At 59.9% G+C, this 25900-nt stretch carries 25 protein-coding genes; 19 read left to right on the forward strand and 6 right to left on the reverse strand.

Annotated elements, in window-relative coordinates:
• The first annotated feature begins 47 nt into the window (after window positions 1–47).
• From ATI02_RS17315 to ATI02_RS17350, 8 genes are all read left to right on the forward strand, one after another.
• Entirely contained in the window at window positions 48–1394 is a 1347-nt protein-coding gene (locus ATI02_RS17315) for an OprD family porin (RefSeq protein ID WP_095186914.1), read from the forward strand.
• A 296-nt stretch (window positions 1395–1690) separates the two neighbouring features.
• Entirely contained in the window at window positions 1691–2329 is a 639-nt protein-coding gene (locus ATI02_RS17320) for a peroxiredoxin (protein WP_095186915.1), read from the forward strand.
• Between the two features lie 326 nt (window positions 2330–2655).
• Window positions 2656–3249, forward strand: a complete 594-nt coding sequence (gene ssuE / locus ATI02_RS17325; RefSeq protein WP_095186916.1) for an NADPH-dependent FMN reductase — start codon at window positions 2656–2658, stop codon at window positions 3247–3249.
• Between the two features lie 89 nt (window positions 3250–3338).
• On the forward strand, window positions 3339–4304 hold the full coding sequence (locus ATI02_RS17330; RefSeq protein WP_100846895.1) for a sulfonate ABC transporter substrate-binding protein: 966 nt from the start codon (window positions 3339–3341) through the stop codon (window positions 4302–4304).
• A gap of 25 nt (window positions 4305–4329) precedes the next feature.
• On the forward strand, window positions 4330–5478 hold the full coding sequence (ssuD, locus tag ATI02_RS17335; RefSeq protein ID WP_100846896.1) for an FMNH2-dependent alkanesulfonate monooxygenase: 1149 nt from the start codon (window positions 4330–4332) through the stop codon (window positions 5476–5478).
• A gap of 8 nt (window positions 5479–5486) precedes the next feature.
• Window positions 5487–6269 carry an aliphatic sulfonate ABC transporter permease SsuC gene (gene ssuC / locus ATI02_RS17340; RefSeq protein WP_100846897.1) on the forward strand — a complete coding sequence of 261 codons (783 nt, stop codon included), beginning with the start codon at window positions 5487–5489 and terminating at the stop codon, window positions 6267–6269.
• A complete protein-coding gene (ssuB, locus tag ATI02_RS17345) occupies window positions 6266–7072 on the forward strand; it encodes an aliphatic sulfonates ABC transporter ATP-binding protein (protein ID WP_100846898.1) in 807 nt (268 codons plus the stop codon). Before ssuC ends, ssuB begins: the two co-directional genes overlap by 4 nt.
• A gap of 27 nt (window positions 7073–7099) precedes the next feature.
• Window positions 7100–7315, forward strand: a complete 216-nt coding sequence (locus ATI02_RS17350; RefSeq protein WP_003229256.1) for a TOBE domain-containing protein — start codon at window positions 7100–7102, stop codon at window positions 7313–7315.
• Between the two features lie 158 nt (window positions 7316–7473).
• On the opposite strand, the gene ATI02_RS17355 is transcribed toward ATI02_RS17350, so the two are convergent.
• Together ATI02_RS17355 and ATI02_RS17360 are read right to left on the reverse strand one after the other, a co-directional pair.
• Window positions 7474–8106 (reverse strand): TetR/AcrR family transcriptional regulator, encoded by a 633-nt coding sequence (locus tag ATI02_RS17355; RefSeq protein ID WP_100846899.1) that lies wholly within the window; start codon window positions 8104–8106, stop codon window positions 7474–7476.
• Between the two features lie 230 nt (window positions 8107–8336).
• A complete protein-coding gene (locus tag ATI02_RS17360; protein WP_038358985.1) occupies window positions 8337–9713 on the reverse strand; it encodes a glutamine synthetase family protein in 1377 nt (458 codons plus the stop codon).
• Window positions 9714–9991: 278 nt separating this feature from the next.
• Here ATI02_RS17360 and ATI02_RS32040 point away from each other — a divergent pair, with 278 nt between their 5' ends.
• From ATI02_RS32040 to ATI02_RS17395, 8 genes are all read left to right on the forward strand, one after another.
• Window positions 9992–10348, forward strand: a complete 357-nt coding sequence (locus tag ATI02_RS32040) for a glutamine amidotransferase (RefSeq protein WP_141233054.1) — start codon at window positions 9992–9994, stop codon at window positions 10346–10348.
• 95 nt (window positions 10349–10443) lie between these two features.
• Complete coding sequence (locus ATI02_RS17365; protein ID WP_100846900.1) at window positions 10444–11802, forward strand: glutamine synthetase family protein; 1359 nt, start codon at window positions 10444–10446, stop codon at window positions 11800–11802.
• Window positions 11803–11858: 56 nt separating this feature from the next.
• Window positions 11859–13223: an aspartate aminotransferase family protein gene (locus ATI02_RS17370; RefSeq protein ID WP_100846901.1), complete on the forward strand. Its 1365-nt coding sequence runs from the start codon at window positions 11859–11861 to the stop codon at window positions 13221–13223.
• A gap of 171 nt (window positions 13224–13394) precedes the next feature.
• Window positions 13395–14507, forward strand: coding sequence for a polyamine ABC transporter substrate-binding protein (locus ATI02_RS17375; protein WP_100846902.1), 1113 nt, complete (start codon window positions 13395–13397; stop codon window positions 14505–14507).
• Between the two features lie 187 nt (window positions 14508–14694).
• A complete protein-coding gene (locus ATI02_RS17380; RefSeq protein ID WP_100846903.1) occupies window positions 14695–15792 on the forward strand; it encodes a polyamine ABC transporter substrate-binding protein in 1098 nt (365 codons plus the stop codon).
• 67 nt (window positions 15793–15859) lie between these two features.
• A complete protein-coding gene (locus ATI02_RS17385; protein ID WP_100846904.1) occupies window positions 15860–17002 on the forward strand; it encodes an ABC transporter ATP-binding protein in 1143 nt (380 codons plus the stop codon).
• A gap of 35 nt (window positions 17003–17037) precedes the next feature.
• Entirely contained in the window at window positions 17038–17919 is an 882-nt protein-coding gene (locus ATI02_RS17390; protein WP_170947196.1) for an ABC transporter permease subunit, read from the forward strand.
• A complete protein-coding gene (locus ATI02_RS17395; RefSeq protein ID WP_095186927.1) occupies window positions 17916–18806 on the forward strand; it encodes an ABC transporter permease subunit in 891 nt (296 codons plus the stop codon). The genes ATI02_RS17390 and ATI02_RS17395 overlap by 4 nt, the downstream gene beginning before the upstream one ends.
• A gap of 143 nt (window positions 18807–18949) precedes the next feature.
• Here ATI02_RS17395 and ATI02_RS17400 read toward each other — a convergent pair whose 3' ends face one another.
• A complete protein-coding gene (locus ATI02_RS17400) occupies window positions 18950–19591 on the reverse strand; it encodes an HD domain-containing protein (RefSeq protein WP_100846905.1) in 642 nt (213 codons plus the stop codon).
• Between ATI02_RS17400 and ATI02_RS33085 the strand changes: the two genes are divergently transcribed.
• Together ATI02_RS33085 and ATI02_RS17405 are read left to right on the forward strand one after the other, a co-directional pair.
• Complete coding sequence (locus tag ATI02_RS33085) at window positions 19590–19718, forward strand: hypothetical protein (RefSeq protein WP_279629439.1); 129 nt, start codon at window positions 19590–19592, stop codon at window positions 19716–19718. The genes ATI02_RS17400 and ATI02_RS33085 overlap by 2 nt on opposite strands.
• Window positions 19719–19816: 98 nt before the next feature.
• Window positions 19817–20782 carry a GlxA family transcriptional regulator gene (locus tag ATI02_RS17405; RefSeq protein ID WP_100846906.1) on the forward strand — a complete coding sequence of 322 codons (966 nt, stop codon included), beginning with the start codon at window positions 19817–19819 and terminating at the stop codon, window positions 20780–20782.
• A gap of 114 nt (window positions 20783–20896) precedes the next feature.
• On the opposite strand, the gene ATI02_RS17410 is transcribed toward ATI02_RS17405, so the two are convergent.
• Both ATI02_RS17410 and ATI02_RS17415 read right to left on the reverse strand, forming a co-directional pair.
• The gene (locus ATI02_RS17410; RefSeq protein WP_100846907.1) at window positions 20897–23308 is read right to left on the reverse strand and encodes a penicillin acylase family protein; all 2412 of its coding nucleotides are present in this window, start codon (window positions 23306–23308) and stop codon (window positions 20897–20899) included.
• A 102-nt stretch (window positions 23309–23410) separates the two neighbouring features.
• Window positions 23411–23989 (reverse strand): DUF6436 domain-containing protein, encoded by a 579-nt coding sequence (locus ATI02_RS17415; RefSeq protein WP_100846908.1) that lies wholly within the window; start codon window positions 23987–23989, stop codon window positions 23411–23413.
• 98 nt (window positions 23990–24087) lie between these two features.
• Between ATI02_RS17415 and bipL the strand changes: the two genes are divergently transcribed.
• The gene (bipL, locus tag ATI02_RS17420; RefSeq protein WP_095186932.1) at window positions 24088–25035 is read left to right on the forward strand and encodes a phospholipase BipL; all 948 of its coding nucleotides are present in this window, start codon (window positions 24088–24090) and stop codon (window positions 25033–25035) included.
• Window positions 25036–25139: 104 nt separating this feature from the next.
• On the opposite strand, the gene ATI02_RS17425 is transcribed toward bipL, so the two are convergent.
• Window positions 25140–25892 carry a DUF2059 domain-containing protein gene (locus ATI02_RS17425; RefSeq protein WP_095186933.1) on the reverse strand — a complete coding sequence of 251 codons (753 nt, stop codon included), beginning with the start codon at window positions 25890–25892 and terminating at the stop codon, window positions 25140–25142.
• Window positions 25893–25900 lie beyond the last annotated feature (8 nt).

Raw genomic sequence — 25900 nt, forward strand, 5'->3', positions numbered from 1 at the left:
AGATCCCGGGCCAGGAACACAAGAATTAGAAACGAGAGGAGCTTTACATGAACAAGTCCACCTTGGCCCTGGCTGTGGCCGTAGGGGTTATGGCGCAGCAGGCAGGCGCCGCCGGTTTCATCGAAGACAGCAAAGCGACTTTGGGGCTGCGTAACTTCTACATCAACAACGATAACCGTGACTCCGGTGCTCACTCTACCCAGAGCAAAGCTGAAGAATGGGGCCAAGGCTTCGATCTGCGCTTCATCTCCGGTTATACCCAAGGCACCGTCGGTTTTGGTATCGATGCGATCGGCCTGTTGGGCGTGCGTCTGGATACTGGCGGCGGCACCAACGGTGCAACCAGCGCCACTTCGTACGGTGGCACGGTTTTTCCGAGCAAATCCAATGGCGAAGCTGTTGATAACTTCTCCAGCCTGGGCCTGACTGCCAAAGCCAAAATTTCTCAAACCGAATTGAAGCTGGGTACGCTGCAGCCAAAACTGCCAGTTATCGTCACCAACGATGGCCGTCTGTTGCCACAAACCTGGCAGGGTGGCCAGATCACTTCCGGCGAGATCAAAGACCTGACTCTGGTCGGCGGTCAGATCGAAGCAGTGAAAGGTCGTAACTCCAGCAACAACGAGAACCTGTCTATCAATGGCGCGGCACCGCGTACCGTTAACAGCAACAAGTTCATCTACGCCGGTGGTGACTACAAAATCACCAAAGACCTGACTGCCCAGTACTACTACGGCAACCTGGAAGATTTCTACAAGCAACACTTCCTGGGTCTGGTTCACAACTGGGCAATCGGTCCGGGCGTGCTGAAGTCTGACTTCCGTTACTTCAACAGCTCAGACGACGGCGCCAACGGCAATACGCCTGCTTACTTCAGCACCGGTAGCTACGCCGGTTTCGCCAACGGTCGCGGCAAAGTCGACAACAACCTGTACAGCGGCTTGTTCCTTTACACCGTTGCCGGTCACACCTTTGGTGGCGGCTATCAGGTAAGTAACGGTAGCAGCGATTTCCCTTGGCTGAACCAGGGCGACGGTTCGTCGAACTACACCATCACCGACATGCAAATCCAGAAGTTCGGCCGTGCCGGCGAGCGCACCTGGCAAGCACGCTACTCCTATGACTTCGCCAAGGTCGGCGTGCCTGGCCTGACCGCTGGCATGGTTTACCTGCGTGGCGACAACATCGATACCTACAACGCCGGTCGTGCGCAAACCTCGAATGGCGCTTCCGAGTGGGAACGCGATTTGACCGTGGCGTACGTTGTTCCGGAAGGCCCGTTGAAGAACGTTGGCTTCATGTGGAAAAACGCTACCTGGCGCAACGACATTGCCGGTCAGCGCGACCAGGATGAAAACCGCCTGATCGTCAGCTACTCGATCCCGCTGCTGTAATAGCGCGTCTCGATTCGCGGATGTAAAAAAGCCCCGTCCGGCATCGCGCCGGACGGGGCTTTTGCGTTTTCGAGTCAGGCCCACCCCCGTAAGCCCTCCTCGACATTTCCCTCTTTACAGCAACTCAAGGCCTTCTCGAACCTTGCGACCGATGTTCGTCTGGATACCCTCAAGCGTCCAGTGAACAGATGTTTAATATTCTCAAATGATCTAGATATCTCATTATTTATTCTTTTTCATGATGGCAAAACCCAAGCTACAGTTGAGGTCTCCAACCACTCATCAGGAGCAGCACCATGAGCCTCAGACTCGGCGACATCGCCCCCGATTTCGAACAAGACTCCAGCGCCGGCAAGATTCGTTTCCACGAATGGCTGGGCGATAGCTGGGGCGTGCTGTTCTCCCACCCGGCGGACTTCACACCGGTGTGCACCACCGAGCTGGGCTTTACCGCCAAGCTCAAGGATGAGTTCAGCAAGCGCGGCGTCAAAGCGATCGCGCTGTCGGTCGACCCGGTGGACTCGCACCACAAGTGGATCGAAGACATCAACGAAACCCAGAACACCCTCGTCAACTTCCCGATCCTGGCTGATGCCGATCGCAAAGTCTCCGATCTCTATGACCTGATCCACCCGAACGCCAACGACACCCTGACCGTGCGTTCGCTGTTCGTGATCGATCCGAACAAAAAGATCCGCCTGACCATCACCTACCCGGCAAGCACCGGGCGCAACTTCCACGAGATCCTGCGGGTGATCGACTCGCTGCAACTCACCGACAACTACAAGGTGGCCACGCCGGCCAACTGGCAGGACGGTGATGAGGTGGTGATCGTGCCGTCGCTCAAAGACGAGGAAGAGATCAAGAAGCGCTTTCCGAAGGGCTATCGGGCGGTAAAACCGTACCTGCGCCTGACGCCGCAGCCGAACAAATGAATCAGTGAGATATTTGTTGTTGCCGCCACCGCTTTCGCGAGCAAGCCCGCTCCCACAGGGGTAACGCATTCCAAAATGTGGGAGCGGGCTTGCTCGCGAAGGCGTCAGTCCGGTCAACAGAGAATTAAGAAACACTAAGCAGGGGATTTCAGGCCGTTTCGACGGCCTTTTTTTTCGCCCGAAACAAAGCAATCTGCATATCTCTAAAACGCATAACCAAATGAATAAATATGATTTATGGATATATAAATCAGCTGGTAAGGTCACTCCCATCGAAGCGAGATCGCAATCCGCGAATCGCCTGTAACGCGCAAGGAATCGTCTGAATGCTGGTCGTCTCACTCGGTGGCAGTCCCAGCCAACGCTCCCGTTCCGGGGTGTTGCTGGAGCGCTCGCAACGCTGGTTGCAGGAGCAAGGGGTGGAAGTGGTGAGCTATCAGGTGCGGGACTTCCCGGCCGAGGATCTGCTCCATGCCCGCTTCGACAGCCCCAAGGTGCTCGACCTGCTGGTGCAGATTGAAAACGCCGACGGCCTGCTCATCGCCACCCCGGTGTACAAGGCTTCCTTCTCCGGTGCGTTGAAGACCGTGCTGGATCTGCTGCCGGAACGCGCTCTGAACCACAAGATTGTTCTGCCGATGGCCACCGGCGGCAGCATCGCCCACATGCTGGTGGTCGACTACGCCCTCAAGCCAGTGCTGTCGGCATTGAAAGCTCAGGAAATGCTCCAGGGGATTTTTGCCGAGGACAGCCAGATCGCTTACGGCGAAGGCAGTGCCCAGGCGCAGTTGGCACCGGCGCTGGAGCAGCGTCTGCATGAAGCGCTGGACCAGTTTGTCAGTGCCATGGCCCGCCGGCCGAAACCGCTGGAGCCGGGCTTGTTGAACGAGCGTTTGTTGAGTGCTCGCTGGAGCATTTAAGCCTTATCGAAACTTGAAGTACTGGCCTTACTCGCCCGCCAACGGGCAAGCAGGTGCAGCCAAAACCCAACAGCAAAAAGGAGAGCGCTATGCGCACTGTATTTTTGCGTCGCGGTCTGGTCGCTCTGTTTGCTGCGGCTGTGTCCTTCGGCGCCATCACTCAAGCTCAGGCCGATACGTTAAGAATCGGTTATCAGAAGTACGGCACGCTGGTGCTGCTCAAAGCCAAGGGCACGCTGGAAAAACGTCTCGCCGCCCAAGGCGTCGACGTGCAATGGACGGAATTTCCCGGTGGCCCGCAACTGCTTGAAGGCCTGAACGTCGGCTCGATCGACTTCGGCGTCACTGGCGAAACTCCACCGGTATTCGCCCAGGCTGCCGGCGCCGATCTGCTCTACGTCGCCTACGAACCGCCAGCGCCAAACAGCGAAGCGATCCTCGTGCCGAAAGACTCACCGATCAAATCGGTGGCCGATCTGAAGGGCAAGAAAGTCGCGCTGAACAAAGGCTCCAACGTCCACTACCTGCTGGTGCGCGCACTGGAAGACGCCGGCCTCAAATACACCGACATCCAGACCGTGTTCCTGCCGCCGGCCGATGCCCGCGCCGCGTTTGAACGTGGCAGCGTCGACGCCTGGGTCATCTGGGATCCGTACCAGGCAGCCGCTGAGAAACAACTGCAAGCGCACACGCTGCGCGACGGCAAAGGCATCGTCGACAACCATCAGTTCTATCTGGCGACCAAGCCTTACGCGCAGAAAAATCCCGAGGTGATCAAGACCCTCGTCGAAGAAGTGCGCGCCGTTGGCGAGTGGTCCAAAGCCAATCCTGAAGACGTGACCCAACAGGTCGCGCCCCTGCTCGGCCTGCCGGCGGACATCACCCTGACCTCGGTCAAACGCCAGGGCTACGGCGCGCTGTTCCTGACCCCGGAAGTGATCGCCGCGCAACAGAAAATCGCTGACACGTTCTTCCAGCTCAAGCTGATACCCAAGCCGTTGAGCATCAAGGATGTGATCTGGACCCCACCGGCCGCTGTGGCTAAAGCGCAGTAATTCGAATCCCCAAGGAGACCACTCCATGAGCCTCAATATCTTCTGGTTCCTGCCTACCCACGGCGACTGCCATTACCTTGGCACCGCCGAAGGCGCTCGCGCTGTTGACCACGGCTATTTGCAACAGGTCGCGCAAGCGGCGGATCGTCTGGGTTTTGGCGGTGTGCTGATCCCTACCGGTCGTTCTTGCGAAGACTCCTGGCTGGTGGCGGCGTCGCTGATCCCGGTGACCCAGCGTCTGAAGTTTCTAGTCGCCCTGCGCCCCGGGATCATTTCCCCGACGGTGGCAGCGCGTCAGGCTGCGACGCTGGATCGTCTCTCTGGCGGGCGGGCGCTGTTCAATCTGGTAACCGGTGGTGATCCGGAAGAATTGGCCGGTGACGGTCTGTTCCTCAGTCACGAGGAGCGCTATCAAGCCTCGGTGGAATTCACCCGCATCTGGCGTCGGGTGCTGGAAGGCGAAACCGTTGATTACGACGGTCAGCACATCAGTGTGAAGGGCGCCAAATTGCTCTATCCGCCGATCCAGCAACCGCGTCCGCCGCTGTACTTCGGTGGCTCGTCGGAAGCGGCGCAGGATCTCGCTGCCGAACAGGTCGAAATGGTTCTGACCTGGGGCGAGCCGCCCGCAGCAGTGGCAGAGAAAATCGAACAGGTACGTGCCAAAGCGGCCAAGCTCGGACGCACCGTGCGCTTCGGCATTCGTCTGCATGTGATCGTTCGCGAAACCAATGCAGAAGCCTGGCAAGCGGCGGATCGGCTGATCTCGCATCTGGACGACGACACCATTGCTCGTGCCCAGGCTTCCCTGGCGCGCTTTGATTCGGTCGGCCAGCAACGCATGGCCGCATTGCACGGCGGCAGTCGCGACAACCTCGAAGTCAGCCCTAACCTGTGGGCCGGTGTCGGTCTGGTGCGCGGCGGTGCCGGCACGGCGCTGGTCGGCGATGGCCCGACCGTGGCCGCGCGGGTGAAGGAATACGCCGATCTGGGCATCGACACTTTCATCTTCTCCGGTTATCCACACCTTGAAGAATCGTACCGCGTCGCCGAATTGCTGTTCCCGCACCTCGACATCGAGCGCCCGGAACTGCCGAAAAGCGCCGGTTATGTCAGCCCGTTCGGCGAGATGGTCGCCAACGACATTCTTCCCAAAGCCGCGTCGCAGAGCTGAGGCGCGCCATGAAGAAAATCATCCACAGCCTCGCGCCCTGGGCGTTGCCAGTGTTGCTGCTGGCGGTGTGGCAGTTGTCGGTGTCGGCGGGCTGGTTGTCGACACGGATTCTGCCGGCACCGGTGGCCGTGATCGAGGCCGGCGTGAGCCTGGTGCGCAGCGGCGAAATAGGGACGCACCTGGCAATCAGCGGCTGGCGCGCCGCGCTGGGCTTCACCATCGGTGGCAGCATCGGTCTGGTGTTGGGCTTCATCACCGGTCTGTCGAAGTGGGGCGAACGCCTGCTCGACAGTTCGGTGCAGATGATCCGCAATGTGCCGCATCTGGCGCTGATTCCGCTGGTGATTCTGTGGTTTGGTATCGACGAGTCGGCGAAGATTTTTCTGGTGGCGCTGGGTACGTTGTTCCCGATCTACCTCAACACCTATCACGGCATCCGCAACGTCGACCCGGCGCTGGTGGAGATGGCGCGCAGTTATGGTTTGAGCGGTTTGAGCCTGTTCTGGCAGGTGATTCTGCCGGGCGCGCTGCCTTCGATTCTGGTCGGTGTACGCTTCGCACTGGGCTTTATGTGGCTGACGTTGATCGTGGCGGAAACCATCTCGGCCAGCTCCGGCATCGGCTATCTGGCGATGAACGCCCGGGAGTTCTTGCAGACCGACGTGGTGGTGCTGGCGATCCTGCTTTACGCGGTGCTCGGCAAACTCGCCGACCTCGCGGCCCGTGGACTTGAACGTGTCTGGCTGCGTTGGCATCCGGCCTATCAGGTTGCCAAGGGAGGTGCGGTATGACTGCTCAACAACCTCCACGCCTGCTGCGCGGGATACCGCTGGCGGTGCGCAATCTGCAAAAGACTTTCGGTTCACGCCAGGTTTTGCGTGACATCGATCTGCACATTCCGGCGGGGCAGTTCGTCGCCGTGGTCGGGCGCAGTGGTTGTGGCAAAAGTACCTTGCTGCGCCTGCTCGCCGGGCTTGATCAGCCGACTGGCGGCGACCTGCTTGCGGGCTCTGCGCCGCTCAGCGATGCGCGGGAAGACACCCGGCTGATGTTCCAGGAAGCACGGCTGTTGCCGTGGAAAAAGATCATCGACAACGTCGGTCTGGGGCTCAAAGGCAACTGGCGTCCGCAAGCACTGGACGCACTGGAAGCGGTGGGGCTAGCGGATCGCGCCAATGAATGGCCGGCCGCCTTGTCCGGCGGACAGAAGCAGCGTGTCGCGCTGGCCCGGGCGCTGATCCACCAACCGCGTCTGTTGTTGCTCGACGAGCCGCTCGGCGCGCTGGATGCGCTGACCCGGATCGAGATGCAGCAACTGATCGAGCGGCTCTGGCAACAACATGGTTTTACCGTGTTGCTGGTGACCCATGATGTCAGCGAAGCGGTGGCGATTGCCGACCGGGTGATTCTGATCGAGGACGGCGAAGTCGGCCTCGATCTGCCTGTGGAACTGCCGCGGCCGCGAGTGCGTGGTTCGCACCGATTGGCGGCACTGGAAACCGAAGTGCTTAACCGCGTTCTCTCCCTGCCCGGCGAACCGCCGGCGCCGGAACCTGTTTCACCACTGCCTACGCAACTGCGTTGGGCTCAATAACTCAAGCAAACGACAGGAATCATTGCCATGACTATCAAAGCCATCAACGTGCGCAACCAGTTCAAAGGCTCGATCAAGGAAATCGTCCTCGGTGACGTGCTGTCGGAAATCGACGTGCAGACCGCTTCCGGCATCGTCACTTCGGTGATCACCACGCGCTCGGTCAAAGAGCTGGAACTGGTGGTGGGCAGCGAAGTGATCGCCTTTGTGAAATCCACCGAGGTATCCATCGCCAAGTTGTAAGGCTGTGGATAAAAAACAACCCCGGAGGGTGTGAGCCCTTCGGGGTTTTTTCATTGCTTGGTATTGGTGGTACTGCCTTCGCGAGCAGGCTCGCTCCCACAGGGGATCGCGTTCCAAATGTGGGAGCGAGCCTGCTCGCGAAGACGCCAGCGAAAGCGCTAGAGATTGCGCTTGGGCAGATACGTCGGCAGGTACAGCCCGATATAAGCATCAAACACGCGCATCCCTTCTTCCGCCATGCGCGGCGTGATTTGCCCATGCTGCTGTACAGAACGCGCATACACCCGGTCGCCCAACTCCATTGCCAGGGCAAACACATCGACATCCTCCGGCAGCCTCGGCAGCTCGAAGTGATGGTCGAACAGCTTGTGCATCAGGTCGCCCAGTTCGATGTCGTGCTGGCGGTCAGCCTGTGTGACCTCAGTCAGACCATGCTGGGCCAGGATCAACTGGCGAGCCGCCGCGTCTTCGTCGTAGATCTCCAGCATCCGTTGCTCAACCAGTCGTGACAGATCACGCCAGTCGCGCAGGGCCTCATGATCAATCGGCGCTTGCAGGCAGGCGCGAAAGGCTGCGTGTACGTCTGCGGTGAGAGCTTCGAGCAGCGCCGGAACGCTGGCGAAGAAGTGGTAGACGGAGGAGGGCGGAATCTGTGCGCGCTCGGCCACGCTGTAGATCGATAGACTCGCCACGCCCTCGGCAGCCAGCAGCGTGCGCGCGGCGTCGAGTATCGAATCGATGCGCGCCTGACTGCGGGCACGGGGTTTGCGAACGGGGGCGGGTCGCGTCATGGAAGTCTCCTGCGGGGCAGCGGGCATTGTACGAGCCGGTTTGTGTGTTGTCTGCCAGTACGCCTTCGGGAGCAAGCCCCCTCCCACAGGGATCTCCAGTGAGATGAAATTTTTGTGTGCACAGTAAACCCCTGTGGGAGGGGGCTTGCTCCCGAACCGCCGCAGGCGGCCATAAAAAAAACGCCGCTGGCTGCGAGAGCCGGCGGCGTTGTGTTTGGCACTACAACCGCTTAAACGGTATGCAGGTACCAGTTGTACTCGAGGTCGGAGATGGAGTGTTCGAACTCCTCCAGCTCGCTCTCTTTGCAGGCGACGAAGATATCGATGTATTTCGGATCGATGTACTTGGCCATCACTTCGCTGTCGTCCAGTTCACGCAGGGCATCGCGCAAGTTGTTCGGCAGGCTTTGTTCGTTCTGCTCGTAGCTGTTGCCTTCGACTGGCGCGCCCGGCTCGATCTTGTTGGTCAGGCCGTGATGCACGCCGGCCAGCACCGAAGCCATCAGCAGGTACGGGTTGGCGTCGGCGCCGGCTACACGGTGTTCGATACGCACGGCATCGGCCGAGCCGGTCGGTACGCGAATCGCCACGGTGCGGTTGTCCAGGCCCCAGCACGGCGAGTTCGGCACGTAGAACTGTGCGCCGAAACGACGGTACGAGTTGACGTTAGGGCACAGGAACGCCATTTGGGCGGGCAGGGTCTCGAGCACACCGCCGATTGCGTGACGCAATGCGGCGTTCTGCTCGGGATCCTCGCTGGCAAAGATGTTCTTGCCTTCTTTGTCCAGAATCGAAATGTGCACGTGCAAACCGTTGCCTGCCTGGCCCGGGTAAGGCTTGGCCATGAAGGTGGTGTCCATTTCATGGTCGTAGGCGATGTTCTTGATCAGACGCTTGAGCAGTACCGCGTAATCGCACGCCTTGATCGGGTCGGCGACGTGGTGCAGGTTCACTTCGAACTGCGCCGGGGCACTTTCCTTGACGATGGCATCGGCCGGGATGCCTTGCTCTTTGGCACCTTCCAGAATGTCCTGGAGGCAGTCGACGTATTCGTCGAGGTCGTCGATCAGGTAGACCTGAGTCGAGTGCGGGCGTTTGCCGGAGATCGGCGAGCGTGGCGGCTGTGGACGGCCGTTCACGTTTTCCTGGTCGATCAGGTAGAACTCGAGTTCGAAAGCGGCGCAGATGGTCAAGCCCAGCTCGTCAAACTTTGCAACAACTTGACGGAGCACTTCGCGCGGATCCGCAAAGAACGGGTCGCCTTCGAGTTCGTGCATGGTCATCAACAGTTGCGCGGTAGGGCGCTTCTGCCATGGCTCGTTGCACAGGGTGTCGGGGATTGGATAGCAGATACGATCGGCGTCGCCGATGTCCAGGCCCAGGCCGGTGCTTTCCACCGTAGAGCCATTGATATCCAGAGCAAATAGAGAGGCCGGCAGGTTGATGCCTTTCTCGTAAACCTTGTGGAGGCTGGTGCGTTCAATGCGCTTGCCGCGCACCACACCATTCATATCCGCAATCAGAAGGTCAACGTACAGAACCTCAGGATGTTCCTTAAGGAACGCGTTCGCTTCGTTGAGCTGAACGGCACGCGGGGGTACCGACATGATGCAACACCTTTGTTGTTAAAAATATCAATCATTGATCTTTTCTGGTTTCAGTCAACCCGAACGGCCTGCCGAAGTCAAGCGAGGCCTTTTTTGCCCTAAAAAAGCGCTGTGAGGGCGTTTATGGGGCAATTTTGGGCGTTTTTTTGTCCTTGGGCGACTGGGCACCCGCAGGCTTGAGCAGGCCGTGTTGTATTTTTTACGGGGGTGTTGTGTAAAAAAATGAACAAGGCTAAGCTCCGATCAAACCCATAACAGCAATAATACCGGGGTGCTTCATGTCTCGCCTGCCGTTAATCGGCATCACCGACTGCTCGCAACAGTCCGGTCTGCATGCTCATCACATCAGTGGCGACAAATCCGTCAGTAGCGCAGCCAGCATGGCGCGCAGCCTGTTGACGCTGCTCTCGTCTGCAGCAGCCCGGACGGCACCGTCCGATATTCTGGACGTACGGGCAAGCATCCGCTTTATGGCGTCTCCTTCCAATATAGATCTCTTTCTCTCCCAAAGCCCGTGCCGCTCTCCTCGTCGTGCTCATGATTGTGCACGTCATGAGTTTGCACAGGAAATGCAACGCCAGCGTAAAGGGCAGGTAAGCTCCTCTTTCATTGTCTATGCGCGGTGCCAGGCGTAAGCCGGCACTGCGCGCAAGCAAGCCCCCTTTAACGCGACGCCCAGGCGTCAAACTTTGCCTGACATCACGTCAGGAGACTCAGCCCAGAGGCATTTATGAGTAACAACCTCGACCAGCTCACCGATTGGTTGAAAGACCACAAGATCACAGAAGTCGAATGCATGATCGCCGACTTGACCGGTATCACCCGGGGCAAGATCTCGCCGACCAACAAGTTCATCGCCGAAAAAGGCATGCGCCTGCCAGAGAGCGTGCTGTTGCAGACCGTGACCGGCGACTACGTCGAAGACGACATCTATTACGAACTGCTCGACCCGGCCGACATCGACATGATCTGCCGCCCCGACCAGAGCGCCGTGTATCTGGTGCCATGGGCCATCGAGCCGACGGCCCAGGTGATCCACGACACCTATGACAAGCAAGGCAACCCGATCGAGCTGTCGCCGCGCAACGTCCTCAAGAAAGTCCTGAAACTCTATGCCGACAAGGGCTGGCAGCCGATCGTGGCGCCGGAAATGGAGTTCTACCTGACCAAACGCAGTGACGATCCTGACTATCCGTTGCAACCGCCAATCGGCCGTTCCGGGCGTCCGGAAATCGGTCGTCAGTCGTTCTCTATCGAAGCCGCCAACGAATTCGACCCGCTGTTCGAGGACGTCTACGACTGGTGCGAACTGCAGGAGCTGGACCTCGACACGCTGATCCACGAAGACGGCACGGCGCAGATGGAAATCAACTTCCGTCACGGTGACGCACTGTCGCTGGCCGACCAGATTCTGGTGTTCAAGCGCACCATGCGTGAAGCAGCACTCAAGCACGACGTGGCCGCGACTTTCATGGCCAAGCCAATGACCGGCGAGCCGGGCAGCGCGATGCATTTGCACCAAAGCATCATCGACATCGAAACCGGCAAGAACGTCTTCTCCAATGAAGACGGGACCATGAGCCAGTTGTTCCTGCATCACATCGGTGGTTTGCAGAAACTGATTCCTGAGTTGTTGCCGCTGTTCGCGCCGAACGTCAACTCGTTCCGCCGCTTCCTGCCGGATACCTCGGCACCGGTGAACGTGGAGTGGGGCGAAGAGAACCGCACCGTGGGCCTGCGCGTACCCGATGCCGGCCCGCAGAACCGCCGTGTGGAAAACCGCTTGCCGGGCGCCGACGCCAACCCGTACCTGGCGATTGCCGCGAGCCTGCTCTGCGGCTACATCGGCATGATCGAAGGCCTGAACCCGAGCGCGCCGGTGGTGGGCCGTGGTTATGAGCGCCGCAACCTGCGCCTGCCACTGACCATCGAAGACGCACTGGAACGTATGGAAAACAGCGCGACCATCGAGAAGTACCTGGGCAAAACCTTCATCACTGGCTACGTCGCGGTAAAACGGGCCGAGCATGAAAACTTCAAGCGCGTGATCAGTTCCTGGGAGCGTGAGTACCTGCTCTTCGCCGTCTGATACGCCGGGCGCGGCTGGCAGCAGCCGCGCCTTCACCGATAACAAGGAGAATTGGCATGACCAGCAACAACCCGCAAACCCGTGAGTGGCAAGCGCTGAGCAGCGACCACCACCTGGCCCCGTTCAGTGACTTCAAGCAATTGAAAGAGAAGGGCCCACGGATCATCACCAACGCCAAAGGCGTTTACCTGTGGGACAGCGAAGGCAACAAGATCCTCGACGGCATGGCCGGCCTGTGGTGCGTGGCCATCGGCTACGGTCGCGATGAACTGGCCGACGCCGCCGCCAAGCAAATGCGCGAACTGCCTTACTACAACCTGTTCTTCCAGACCGCACACCCGCCGGCACTGGAACTGGCCAAGGCGATCGCCGACGTCGCGCCAGAAGGCATGAACCACGTGTTCTTCACTGGTTCCGGCTCCGAAGGCAACGACACCATGCTGCGTATGGTTCGCCACTACTGGGCGATCAAGGGCCAGCCGAACAAGAAAGTCATCATCAGCCGCAAGAACGGTTATCACGGTTCCACCGTGGCCGGCGCGAGCCTGGGCGGCATGACCTATATGCATGAGCAGGGCGACTTGCCGATCCCGGGCATCGTCCACATCGGCCAGCCGTACTGGTTCGCTGAAGGCGGCGACATGTCCCCGGAAGAGTTCGGGATCTGGGCGGCCAATCAGCTGGAAGAGAAGATTCTCGAAGTCGGCGTCGACAACGTCGGTGCCTTTATCGCCGAGCCGATCCAGGGTGCCGGTGGCGTGATCATTCCGCCAGACAGCTACTGGCCGCGCATCAAGGAAATTCTCGCCAAGTACGACATCCTCTTCGTGGCGGACGAAGTGATCTGCGGTTTCGGCCGTACCGGTGAGTGGTTCGGTAGCGATTTCTACGACCTTGCGCCCGACATGATGACCATCGCCAAAGGACTGACCTCCGGCTACATCCCGATGGGTGGCCTGATCGTCCGTGACTCGGTGGTGGCGGTGCTCAACGAGGGCGGCGATTTCAACCACGGCTTCACTTACTCCGGTCACCCGGTGGCGGCGGCGGTGGGTCTGGAAAACATCCGCATCCTGCGCGACGAAAAAATTATCGAGAACGTCCACAACGAAACGGCACCGTATTTGCAGAAACGTCTGCGGGAACTGAACGATCACCCATTGGTGGGTGAAGTTCGCGGGGTCGGGCTGCTGGGGGCGATCGAGTTGGTGCAGGACAAGGCCGCTCGCAAGCGTTACGAAGGCAAGGGCGTCGGCATGATCTGCCGCCAGTTCTGCTTCGACAACGGGCTGATCATGCGCGCCGTGGGCGACACCATGATCATCGCGCCGCCGCTGGTGATCAGCAAAGCCGAGATCGATGAGCTGGTTACAAAGGCACGCAAGTGCCTGGACCTGACCCTCAGTGCATTGCAGGGCTAGGTGCTAGGCTTCGAGCGGGGGAGCTGCGGCGCACTCGCTCGAAGCTGTCAGAAAAGCGGGTCTTTTCTTGAAAGACCGCCTCGGATCTTGCCAGACTAGCCGCGGTTCCAGTTGTCCGGGTTCGGCCGCTGAACAAAGTGGTTCAAAAAAGAAAAATTTGGAGCATGACGCATGAAGGCATTAGGTAAAAAGCTTGCTGGCAAGACACTTCTCGCGCTGTCCATGGCGGGCTTGATGGCGGGTGCGGTTCAGGCGGACGACAAGGTATTGCACGTCTATAACTGGTCCGACTACATCGCGCCGGACACGGTCGCCAATTTCGAGAAGGCCACCGGGATCAAGGTCGTCTACGACGTATTCGACAGTAACGAAACCCTGGAAGCCAAGCTGCTGGCCGGTAAATCCGGTTACGACATTGTGGTGCCTTCCAACAACTTCCTCGCCAAGCAGATCAAGGCCGGTGTTTACCAGGAGCTGGACAAGTCCAAGCTGCCGAACTGGAAGAACCTCGACGAAGACCTGCTCAAGGCCGTTGGCGATGCCAGCGACCAGGGCAACAAACACGCGTTCCCGTACATGTGGGGCTCCATCGGGATCGGTTACAACCCGGAGAAGGTCAAGGCTGCGCTGGGCATCGACAAGATCGATTCCTGGGACATTGTGTTCAAGCCTGAGAACATCGAGAAACTCAAAAGCTGCGGTGTAAGCTTCCTCGATGCCCCGACCGAAATGATTCCGGCGGCTCTGCACTATCTGGGCAAACCGACCAACAGCAAGGACAAAGCTGATCTGAAAGCCGCCGAAGACCTGTTCCTCAAGGTTCGTCCTTCGGTTGCCTATTTCCACTCCTCCAAATACATCTCCGATCTGGCCAACGGCAACATCTGCGTGGCGGTCGGCTATTCGGGTGACCTGGAGCAATCCAAGACCCGCGCCAAGGAAGCCGGTGACAAGGTCAAGCTGGCCTACACCATTCCGAAAGAAGGCGCCGGTACTTTCTACGACATGGTCGCCATTCCCAAGGATGCCGAAAACGTCGAAGCCGCTTACAAATTCATGAACTACCTGCTTGAGCCCGAAGTGATGGCCGGGATCACCAATGCCGTGCGTTTCCCGAACGGCAACAAGGCGGCCACGCCGCTGGTGGACAAAGACATCACCAGCGATCCGAGCATCTATCCGTCGGCTGCAGTGAAGAAACAGCTCTACGCGATCAGCGATCTGGATGCCGCCACGCTGCGCCTGATCACCCGTAGCTGGACCAAGATCAAATCCGGTAAATAAGCCGGTTTGACGCAGCAACCGCTGGCCGTCGTCCCCGCGACGGCGGCCAGCGGGATAATTAAATGACAGAAAGTTTTGCTGGAACGGTTTTTCGAGGGTAAGTTGCGCGCCGGTTTTGTTGCCGGGCAGCCATGGCTGTCATGTAACGCGGGGCAACTTGGGCCCAACTAATTTAGAGGACCTCCACTTGCCTATTTTTTCTTCTTTGCGCAATGCCCTGCTGGCCACTGCCGGTCTGACGATGGCTGTCGGTGCCCAGGCCGCCGGTACGGTGCATATTTATAACTGGTCGGACTACATCGGCGAGACCACCCTGGCCGACTTCCAGAAAGACACCGGGATCAAACCGGTTTACGACGTGTTCGATTCCAACGAGACTCTGGAAGGCAAGCTGCTGGCCGGGCGTACCGGGTACGACGTGGTCGTGCCGTCGAACCACTTCCTCGGCAAGCAGATCAAGGCCGGTGCGTTCCAGAAACTCGACAAGTCGCAGCTGCCCAATTATTCCAATCTCGACCCGGCGCTGCTCAAGCGTCTGGAGCAGAACGATCCGGGCAACCTGTACGCCGTGCCGTACCTGTGGGGTACCAACGGCATCGGTTACAACGTCGATAAAGTGAAGGCCGTGCTCGGTGTCGACAAGATCGACTCCTGGGGCGTGCTGTTCGAGCCTGAGAACATCAAGAAGCTGCAAAGCTGCGGCGTGGCGTTCCTCGATTCGGCTGATGAAATGATGCCGACCGTGCTCAACTATCTGGGCCTGAATGCCAACAGCACCAATCCCGAGGACTACGCAAAGGCCACCGACAAATTGCTCGCGGTGCGTCCTTACGTAACCTACTTCCACTCCTCGAAATACATCGGCGATCTGGCCAACGGCGACATCTGTGTAGCGATCGGTTTTTCCGGCGATATCTTCCAGGCGAAGAACCGCGCGGCAGAAGCCAAGAAAGGCGTGAACATCGCCTACACCGTCCCGAAAGAGGGCGGCGCCCTGTGGTTCGACATGCTGGCGATTCCCAAGGATTCGTCGAACGTCAAGCAGGCCCATGCCTTCATCAACTATCTGCTGAAACCTGAGGTGATCGCCCAGGTCAGTGATTACGTCGGTTACGCCAACCCCAACCCGGGTGCGGACAAACTGATGGAGCAATCCATCCGTACCGATGCATCGGTTTATCCACCGCAGGCTGTGATCGACAAGGCTTACGTGTCGACCGAGTTGCCACCGAACATTCAACGTCTGATGACCCGCAGCTGGACCAAGGTCAAGTCGGGTATGTAAGGCACACACTATCCAGGGTTCGTCCACATTGGGCGAACTGCACTGTTTTTTTCTGGGAGTTTCGTAAATGGCAGTTGCCTCCGGCGCCTATAAGAAAGCCCTCGAGGGCGACCAGACACCGAAACAGGTGTTGGTCAAAATCGACCGGGTCACGAAGAAATTCGACGAGACGATTGCCGTGGACGATGTGTCCCTGGAAATCAAGAAGGGCGAAATTTTTGCCCTGCTCGGCGGTTCGGGATCGGGCAAATCCACTCTGCTGCGGATGCTGGCAGGGTTCGAACGGCCCACGGAGGGGCGCATTTTTCTCGACGGCGTCGACATCACCGACATGCCGCCGTACGAACGTCCGATCAACATGATGTTCCAGTCCTACGCCTTGTTCCCGCACATGACCGTGGCGCAGAACATCGCCTTCGGCTTGCAGCAGGACAAGATCCCCAAGGCCGAGGTCGAAGCCCGTGTGGCCGAGATGCTCAAACTGGTGCAGATGAGCCAGTACGCCAAGCGCAAGCCGCATCAACTGTCGGGCGGTCAGCGTCAGCGTGTGGCGCTGGCGCGTTCGCTGGCCAAGCGGCCGAAGCTGCTGCTGCTCGATGAGCCGATGGGCGCACTGGACAAGAAACTGCGTTCGCAGATGCAGCTTGAGCTGGTGGAAATCATCGAGCGCGTCGGTGTGACCTGCGTGATGGTGACTCACGACCAGGAAGAGGCCATGACCATGGCTGAGCGCATCGCGATCATGCACCTGGGCTGGATCGCCCAGATCGGCAGCCCGATCGACATCTACGAAACCCCGACCAGCCGTCTGGTCTGCGAATTCATCGGCAACGTGAACATCTTCGAAGGCGAAGTGATCGACGACGCCGAAGGCCACGCGACCATCACCTGCAAGGATCTCGACCGGCAGATCTACGTCGGCCACGGCATCAGCACTTCGGTGCAGGACAAGTCGGTCACCTACGCGATCCGCCCGGAGAAACTGCTGGTCACCGCCGACCAACCGACCTGTGAATACAACTGGTCGAGCGGCAAGGTGCACGACATCGCCTACCTGGGTGGTCACTCGGTGTTCTACGTCGAATTGCCGAGCGGCAAACTGGTGCAGTCGTTTGTCGCCAACGCCGAGCGCCGTGGCGCACGTCCAACCTGGGGCGATCAGGTTTACGTGTGGTGGGAAGACGACAGCGGCGTGGTACTTCGCTCATGAACATGCGCAAGTTCAAACGACGGCTCAACCGAATAATTCCCAATGGCCGCCAACTGGTCATTGGGGTTCCGTTCATCTGGCTGTTTCTGTTTTTCATGTTGCCGTTCTTCATCGTCCTGAAGATCAGCTTCGCCGAAGCCGACGTAGCCATTCCGCCGTACACCGAGATCTACACCTACGCCGAGCAGAAGCTGCAACTGCTGCTGAACCTGGGCAACTACGCGATGCTGGCGGGCGACGAGTTGTACATCGCCGCCTACCTCGGCTCGCTGAAGATGGCGCTGATCAGCACCGTGCTGTGCCTGCTGATCGGCTACCCGATGGCCTACGCCATCGCCAGTGCCCGTAAAGAGCTGCAAACGGTGCTGGTGCTGCTGATCATGATGCCGACCTGGACCGCGATCCTGATCCGCGTTTACGCGTGGATGGGCATCCTCAGCAACAACGGCTTGCTCAACGGTTTCCTGATGAGCATGGGCCTGATCGACGAGCCGCTGCAGATCCTCAACACCAACCTTGCGGTGTATATCGGCGTGGTCTATTCGTACCTGCCGTTCATGATCCTGCCGCTGTATGCCAACCTGGTGAAGCACGACAACAGCCTGCTGGAAGCCGCGTCTGACCTCGGTTCGAGCACCTTCAACAGCTTCTGGAAAATCACCATTCCGCTGTCCAAGAACGGGATCATTGCCGGCTGCATGCTGGTGTTCATCCCGGTGGTCGGCGAGTTCGTGATCCCGGAACTGCTCGGCGGCCCGGAAACCCTGATGATCGGTAAAGTGCTCTGGCAAGAGTTCTTCAACAACCGTGACTGGCCGGTGGCGTCTGCCCTGGCGGTGGTGATGCTGGCGATCCTGATTGTGCCGATCATTCTGTTCAACCGCAGTCAGGCCAAGGAAATGGAGGGTAAAGAATGAAGCGCATCCGTTTCTCCAGCCTGATGCTGGTCGTGGGTTTGTTGTTCATCTATCTGCCGATGCTGATCCTGGTGATCTACTCGTTCAACGCCTCGAAACTGGTAACGGTGTGGGGCGGCTGGTCGATCAAGTGGTACGTCGGCCTGCTCGACAACAGCCAACTGATGGGCTCGGTGCTGCGCTCGCTGGAAATCGCCTGCTACACGGCGATTGCCGCAGTGGCGCTGGGTACGCTGGCCGCGTTTGTGCTGACGCGTATTACCCACTTCAAGGGCCGCACGCTGTTCGGTGGTTTGGTCACTGCGCCATTGGTGATGCCGGAAGTGATCACCGGTCTGTCGCTGTTGCTGCTGTTCGTGGCCATGGCGCAGATGATCGGCTGGCCGCAGGAACGCGGCATCGTCACCATCTGGATCGCTCACACGACGTTCTGTGCGGCGTATGTGGCAGTGGTGGTGTCGGCGCGTCTGCGTGAGCTGGACCTGTCGATCGAAGAAGCGGCGATGGACCTGGGCGCACGGCCGTGGAAGGTGTTCTTCCTGATCACCATCCCGATGATCGCGCCGTCGCTGGCGGCGGGCGGCATGATGTCGTTCGCACTGTCGCTGGACGATCTGGTACTGGCGAGCTTCGTCTCCGGTCCTGGCTCGACGACCCTGCCGATGGAAGTGTTCTCGGCGGTGCGTCTGGGCGTGAAACCTGAGATCAACGCTGTGGCCAGCCTGATTCTGCTGGCGGTGTCGATCGTGACCTTTCTGGTCTGGTTCTTCAGCCGCCGTGCCGAAGAAGCGCGCAAGAAAGCCATCCAGCAAGCCATCGAAGAAAGCGCTGCCGATTCGTGGAAACAGCCGGACGTGCGCCGCGCGCCTGCGCCGGAAGCAGCGTAAGCACTACAGGGTTGGCCTCGGTCTTGAGGCCAGCCACAAATCGAAATGTGGGAGCGAGCCTGCTCGCGAAGATGGAGTATCAGTCGACTCAAATATTGACTGATACACCGCTTTCGCGAGCAGGCTCGCTCCCACCTTTCGTTTTATGCAGTCCAGGGGGATTTACGGATGACTTCAACAAAGTTCATCGGCTTGAACCCCGGCTCCTGATCTTTCAGCACATCAGTCTTCACATTGCCGAACGTGGTCTGCGGACGATGGCGCAAGCCGTCGGCAAACGCGCAGATGATGCACGCCTTGAAACCTTCCCCGCGTGGATGCGCATGCACCACCGCTTCGCGCTGCACGCTGCTGAACGCCGCGTAATCCAGGCCCAGCACATCCATTTCCACGCCTGCTGTCACCAGCGCCACGGTCGGGCGCAGATGCTTTGGCACGCCCGGCGTGGTGTGCAGGGCTATCGACAGCCAGACCTGCTCGATGTCGTCATCGCTCAACCCGTAAGGCTTGAGAAACGCCGCGGCGGCGTTGGCGCCGTCGACCTCGAAACGTTCGTCATCGCTGCGGTGACCTTCGACCAGACCAAGGTCATGAAACATCGCGCCGACGTACAACAGCTCCGGATCGTAGGCCAACTGCTGACGCTCGCCGCTCAATGCACCGAACAGAAACACCCGGCGAGAGTGGTGATAGAGCAGGTCGGATTCGATGTCGCGGATGTACTCGGTGGTGGCGCGGGCCAAGGCGCTGTCAGGGATTTTGATGCCGGCAATGGTGGTGTTCATGAGCGGTTTCCTCGTCGAAAACGCCGGGGCGGCGCTGATGGGGAAAGTCTGTTCCCGCGCTGCAACGCGAACAATCGACGCATGGCTGCGATCCTTGCCAATCGACCTGCAAATCGTGCCAAGCTAAAAGATCGCAGCCTGCGGCAGCTCCTACAGAAGCCTGCATTCCCCTGTAGGAGCTGCCGCAGGCTGCGATCTTTTGCTCTTGAAAGGGAATCCACAGTCATGAACAAAACCGTCGCCATCGTCGTGTTCCCGGGCGTGCAATCGCTGGACGTCAGCGGCCCCATGGATGTGTTCGCCGAGGCCAATCGCTTCCTGGCGCCCGAGGATCACTATCGGCTGCAAGTGATCGGCATTGAGCACGGGCCGATGGCCTGCTCCAACGGCCTGACCCTGAATGCCCATCGACATTTCAGCGCAGCCCTTGAGGCTTATGACTTGCTGCTGGTCGCGGGCGGGCCGACGCTGCCGTTCATGGAGTTCGGCAAAACCTTCGATGCCTGGCTGCGTGACGCCTGTGCGCGGGCGCAGCGGTTCGGCTCGATCTGCAATGGCGCGTTCATGCTGGCGCGGGCCGGGTTACTGGAAGGGCGCACGGTGACCACTCACTGGAACGATGCCCAGGCGCTGGCGCAGTTGTGTCCGTCGACGCAGGTCGAGGCGGACCGCCTGTATGTCGAAGACGGCGCGCTCTACACCTCGGCCGGGGTGACGGCGGGGATTGATCTGTCGCTGTACCTGCTGGCCCGCGATCACGGCGTCGAGGTGGCGCTGAGCGTGGCCAAGCGGCTGGTGGTATTCACCCAGCGCTCCGGCGGGCAGTCGCAGTTCAGCCCGTTCCTGACACCGCACGCGGAGCCGACGTCGGCGGTGGCGATGGTGCAGTTGTATGTGCTGGCCAATCTCACCGGGGATCTGACCATTGCCGATCTGGCGCAGGCGGCGAACATGAGTGCGCGCAATTTCTCCCGAGTGTTTGCGCGGGAGGCGAAGGTCACGCCAGGGGAGTTTGTCGAGCGGGCGCGGGTGGATGCGGCGCGGGTGATGCTCGAAAGCACCACGGCGCCGCTGAAAACCGTGGCCTATCAGTGCGGGTTTCGCGACGCGCAGCATATGCGCAGTGTGTTCAATCGAAGGCTGGGCGTGACGCCGCAGCAGTTTCGGTTGAATTTTGCGGTGCTGCTCTGAGGGGTTCGGTGTTGCTGATGGCCCTTTCGCGAGCAAGCTCGCTCCCACAGGAGACCGCATTCCAACGGTGGGAGCGGGCTGGCTCGCGAAAGCGTCCGCCTGAACAGCACAAGATTATTGGGTCGCCCGCGCCGGCAGCAGCTTCAGGGTACTGCGTGTATTCGCCGTCACTTCCTCATCGCTGAAGTGCGCCTGCACATACATCCCGTCCACATACGCCTCAGCCTGATCGTCAAAGTGACTGTCGAACGGCACACCACTCTGGCCCACCGGGTTGATCGTCAAACTGTGCGCCGGATCGGCGAAATCCACCAGGCGCCGGGTCGACGGCCCATAAGTCACCGGCCACGGCGCCGGGCCGATCTTCGCTGACAGGTTGTTCGGCACTTCATGGCTGCCCGGCGCGGCGAACGGCCCGACATTGAAAATACGATCCAGCGGCTTCTGCTGCCCCAGCGGATGACCATGGGTCAACGTATGCGCCGTGCCCCATTGCCAGGCGGACGTGTCGTCGCCGAGGGTCAGCTTCAGGTGCGCCATGCTCGCTTGCCAGGCCGTACGGACAACATCGGCGCGAGTCTCTTTGGTTGGCGTATTGCGGTTATCCCACCACGCGGAATCGGCGTTCGCCGCCAGCCGTGGCAGTGCCGAATCGATCACCCGCGTCGACAGCAGCGTCTCGAAAAAGTCATTGCCCAACTCGTCGCGCATTGCCGCATCGGCGAGGTCGTAGAGGAACTGGTTGAACAGCGTTGCACTGATCGAATCTAGCGGATAGTCGCCTTGCCACTGCGCCAGTTGCTCGACCAGTTTGAGCTGCGCCGGATCGCTCACCACTTCACGCAATACTGGCAACAACGGCGCCAGCAAACGCGGGCCGTAACCGGTGGCGGTGCCCAGTTGCAGTTTCTGGTTAGCTTCATTGGTCCACTTCACGCGCTTGTCGCTGAGCTGCTGATTGAGCTGCTGGCCACGGTCGGCGAGGTTGTAGTAACCCGGAATTTCCATGCCGGTGGGCGAAACAGGCTGGAAGTTGGCCGAGACGATATAGCCGCGCGCCGGGTTTTCTTCCTGCGGGTTGGCGCTGAACGGGTAGTAGCCGTCCTTGTCCGCCTGATTCGTGCTGCCGTCGAGAATGAAGCCCGGTTTGACACCGGTCGGCCGCTTGGGCAGCAACGCCGAAGCCCACCAGGCGATATCGCCCTTGGCGTTGGCGTAAACCAGATTAAGCCCCGGCGCCTGCACTTTGGCGGCAGCAGCGCGGGCCTTTGCCAGGGTGTCGGCGCGGTTGAGCTGGTAGAAGCCTTCAAGGATCGGATTCGGCGTTTCCAGGAATGCCCACCACATGGCGATCGGCGTCTTGCCGGCGGCCGTACCCAGCGCATCGTTGACGATCGGGCCGTGGGGCGACTGGCGCAGGGTGATCGTCACCGGCGCCTGGCCCTTCACATTGATCTGTTGCTCGGTGCTGACCATGTCGGTCCACTGGCCGTGATACCAGACCTGATTCGGGTTGTCCGGGTTGACCTTCTCGGCGATCAGGTCCAGATCGTCGTTCTGGAACATGGTCAGGCTCCAGCCGAAATCCATGTTGTGCCCCAGGAACGCGAACGGCACCAGCGCCTGATGATGGCCGTACAGCTCAAAGCCCGGCGCCGACAGTTGCGCTTCGTACCACACCGACGGCACCGAAAAGCGAATGTGTGGATCGCCGGCCAGCAGCGGTTTGCCGCTTTGGCTGTGACTGCCCGAGATGACCCACGCGTTGCTGCCTTCGAATTGCGGCAGGCCGTTGTCGATCAGCGCTTGCTCGCTGAGGCGGGCGAGGGCGTTGAGGTCTTTCCAGTCATTGGCGGCGAGGGCCGGTTTCGGGGTGGTGCGATCTTTCGCCAGCACACCTTTGGGCTGCCAGTCGAGGTCGAAGACGTTGAGGTAATCGGCGCCGAGTTGATCGCGCACGTAGGTCAGCAGCGGTTCGGTGCGAAACGCCGCGGCAAAGCTGTAGGCCATGTAACCGGCCACGCTAATGCTGTCTTCGGCGGTGAACGGCCGCTTGGGGATGCCCAGCACGTCGAACTCGACGGGCGCGGCGTGGCTGTCCTGATATTGGTTGATGCCGTCCAGATAGGCTTGCAGGCCCTTCCACGCCGGGGATTGTTTATCGAGGTTGGCGACGTAGCTGGCTGCACGTTCGCGGATGCGCAGGCTGCGGAACAGTTTGTCGGTGTCGAGCAGTTTCGGTCCGAGCACTTCGGCCAGTTCGCCCCGGGCGAGACGACGCATGGCTTCCATCTGGAACAAGCGATCTTGGGCATGTACATAGCCGAGGGCACGGTAGAGGTCGGTTTCGTTCTCGGCGCGGATGTGCGGCACGCCACGCTCGTCGTAGCGCACGGTCACCGAACCTTGCAGCTTGCGCAGCTCGACCTGGCCCTGGCGCGTCGGCTGTTTGCTGTAGACGTACCAGCCGGCGCCAGCGAGCAGGACAACGATGAACAAGGCAAGAACGGTGAACACGCGCTTCATGGTGACTCCTTGTGCTGGCGGGATTGCCGCCCGTCGGGCTGCAAACAATTAGCACAGACCTTCTGTGCCGTGCAGCGCTGTCCTTAAAAAGTCCGGAATGCCTTACTGCGCTGGCACCGGCCATGGACAATAGCAGCCGACCGCGAGGGTGTGCGTGGCGTTGACCGGGCGATCGTCCGTCAGGGCATGCAGGATGGGTTCGATGAAGCTGTTGCTGGAGTTGCAGGTCAGGCCTTCGCTGTAAGGGCCGAAGTACGCCAGTTTACCGTTACGATCCCAGATCGCCACGGCCGGGCTGGCGGGGACCTGCTCGGAGCCGGGCAACACGGTGATGGTTTTCAGTGTGCTTAGCGTGGCGGGCAACTGGCCGTGGCTGCCGGCCCTCTGCACTGCAAAGAATTCGACGCCTTTGCCGTTGAACTGCTCGACCATCTCGGTCAGGTGTTGCTGGTTGCCGACATTGCACGGGCAGGCCGGGTCCCAGAAATGCACGAGGCGGATATTGCCAGGCCCGGCCAGTTCATCGGGCAGTCGCAACGGATCGCCGGAAAACACCGCCGTGTGTTCGCTGAACGCGCGCAGATATCGCCCTTGAAACCAGTCATACGCGGCCCACAGCACCCCGGCGCACACAAGCGCGAGCAGGCTGGCAAACAGTGCGGTGCGGTAGGGCGAACGCATGGATTTGTGTCCTCAGAGGCCGGCTAGCTTGCCATGCTTGACTCAACAGATGAATATCGCAGGCCGATAAAGTCTGTTCACCGTTCTGGAAATGCCTCATGCCTGCCACTTTCGACCCCGATCAATTACGCGCCAGCCTCAAGCCTCTGGCCGAGTGGCAGGCGTTGTCCGAGGAGGCGAAAGCGTATCAACGGTTCTACCAGACCGACTTCCCCGAACGCGATGTCTGGCGCGGCATGGGGCGGTTTGCCGTGAACGGTTACGAACTGGTCAGCCATTGCTGGTGGCCAGAGAAGGTCAAGGGCACACTGTTTCTGTTGCACGGTTTCTACGATCACACCGGGCTCTATCGGCATGTGATCGAGTGGGCGCTGGACCAGGATTTTGCGGTGATTGCCTGCGATTTGCCGGGGCATGGTCTGTCGAGTGGGGTGCGGGCGAGCATCCGTGATTTCTCGGAATATCAGGACACCCTGCAAGCGTTGTTCGCCGAGGCCAATTCGATCGCGCTGCCGCAGCCGTGGCACTTGTGCGGGCAAAGTACCGGCGGGGCGATCGTGGTCGACCATGTGCTCAACCATGGTGAGAACAGTCCGGCGCAAGGTCACTTGATTTTGCTGTCGCCGCTGGTGCGACCGCGGGCGTGGGGCTGGTCGCAGCTCAGTTACTACCTGCTGCGGCCGTTTGTGCGGGGCATTGCCCGGCGCTTTAGCGAAAACTCCAATGACCCGGACTTCCTGCCGTTTCTGCTGGCCGATCCGTTGCAGCCCAAGCGCTTGCCGACCGCGTGGGTCGGCGCCTTGTCACGCTGGATCAGTCGGGTCGAGTACGCGAAAAAAAGTCCGCGACGGCCGCTGATCATTCAGGGGCAGGCGGACATGACTGTCGACTGGCAGCACAATTTGCAGGTGTTGAAGTGGAAGTTCGATCGGCCGCAGATTTTGCTGTTGGCGCAGGCGCGGCATCATCTGGCCAATGAGACGGCTGACATGCGTGAGGAGTATTTCGAGTTCTTGAGCAAGCGGATCAGGGGCCGGAATCTCTAGCGTCTGTCAGGGCCTCTTCGCGAGCAGGCTCGCTCCCACAGGGGCACGCGTTCCCAAATGTGGGAGCGAGCCTGCTCGCGAAGGCGGCGATCAGACAGCGCAGATCATTGGTTGAGATTCGAAGTGTTCTGCCCCACCGCCAACCCCGCCCGAATCGCCGCCAGCGCCGCTTGATAGTAAGCCTTGCCCTCGGTCGACTCGGCAAACGTCGCAAACTCTTCCAGCTCTTCATCCGACAGGTCGCGATACACGTAGAGCAGCGTGTTGTTCATGTCCGCGCCAATCTGATCCATCAGGCGCTGGCGCTGACCGTTCAACATGCCTTGTGCCTGACCACCACCGAGCAGTCCCGGGATCATCGAACTCAAACTGTCCGCCGCCACGCCGGCAATCGCCAGGCTGACTTCGGCGCCGGCTTCACGGGCAGGCAGGGCTTGGGCGAGATGGCCGATGATCAGCAGGCGGCTGTCGCTGGCCGGCATTTTCGGCAGGCCTTTGGCATTCTTCGCCAGTTGATCGCGACGGGTTGCGAGCAATTCGGCGGCGACGATTTTCTTGCCCAGCGGCGACTGGAAAAAGGACAGGGCCGGTTTCGGATCGGCGAGGTTCTGCCGCAGCTGTGCTTCGGCACGCTGATCCATGGCCATGGGGGCGAAGCGCTGATTGCTGTTGTTGACCAGTGCTTGAAATACGGCAGGCGGCAGGCTGTTCTGATAGCGCTGCTGCGCTGCACTCAGGGCGTCATTGAAATGCGCACGTTGATCTGGCCAGCCGGCGATCTTGTACAACTGATCGTAGCCGTCCGCCCAGGCGGGCAAAACACAGAACATCAACAGTGAAAAAAGCAAACGGCGCATAGGGACTC

Origin of the sequence: Pseudomonas baetica (assembly GCF_002813455.1) — a bacterium.
GTDB lineage: Bacteria > Pseudomonadota > Gammaproteobacteria > Pseudomonadales > Pseudomonadaceae > Aquipseudomonas > Aquipseudomonas baetica.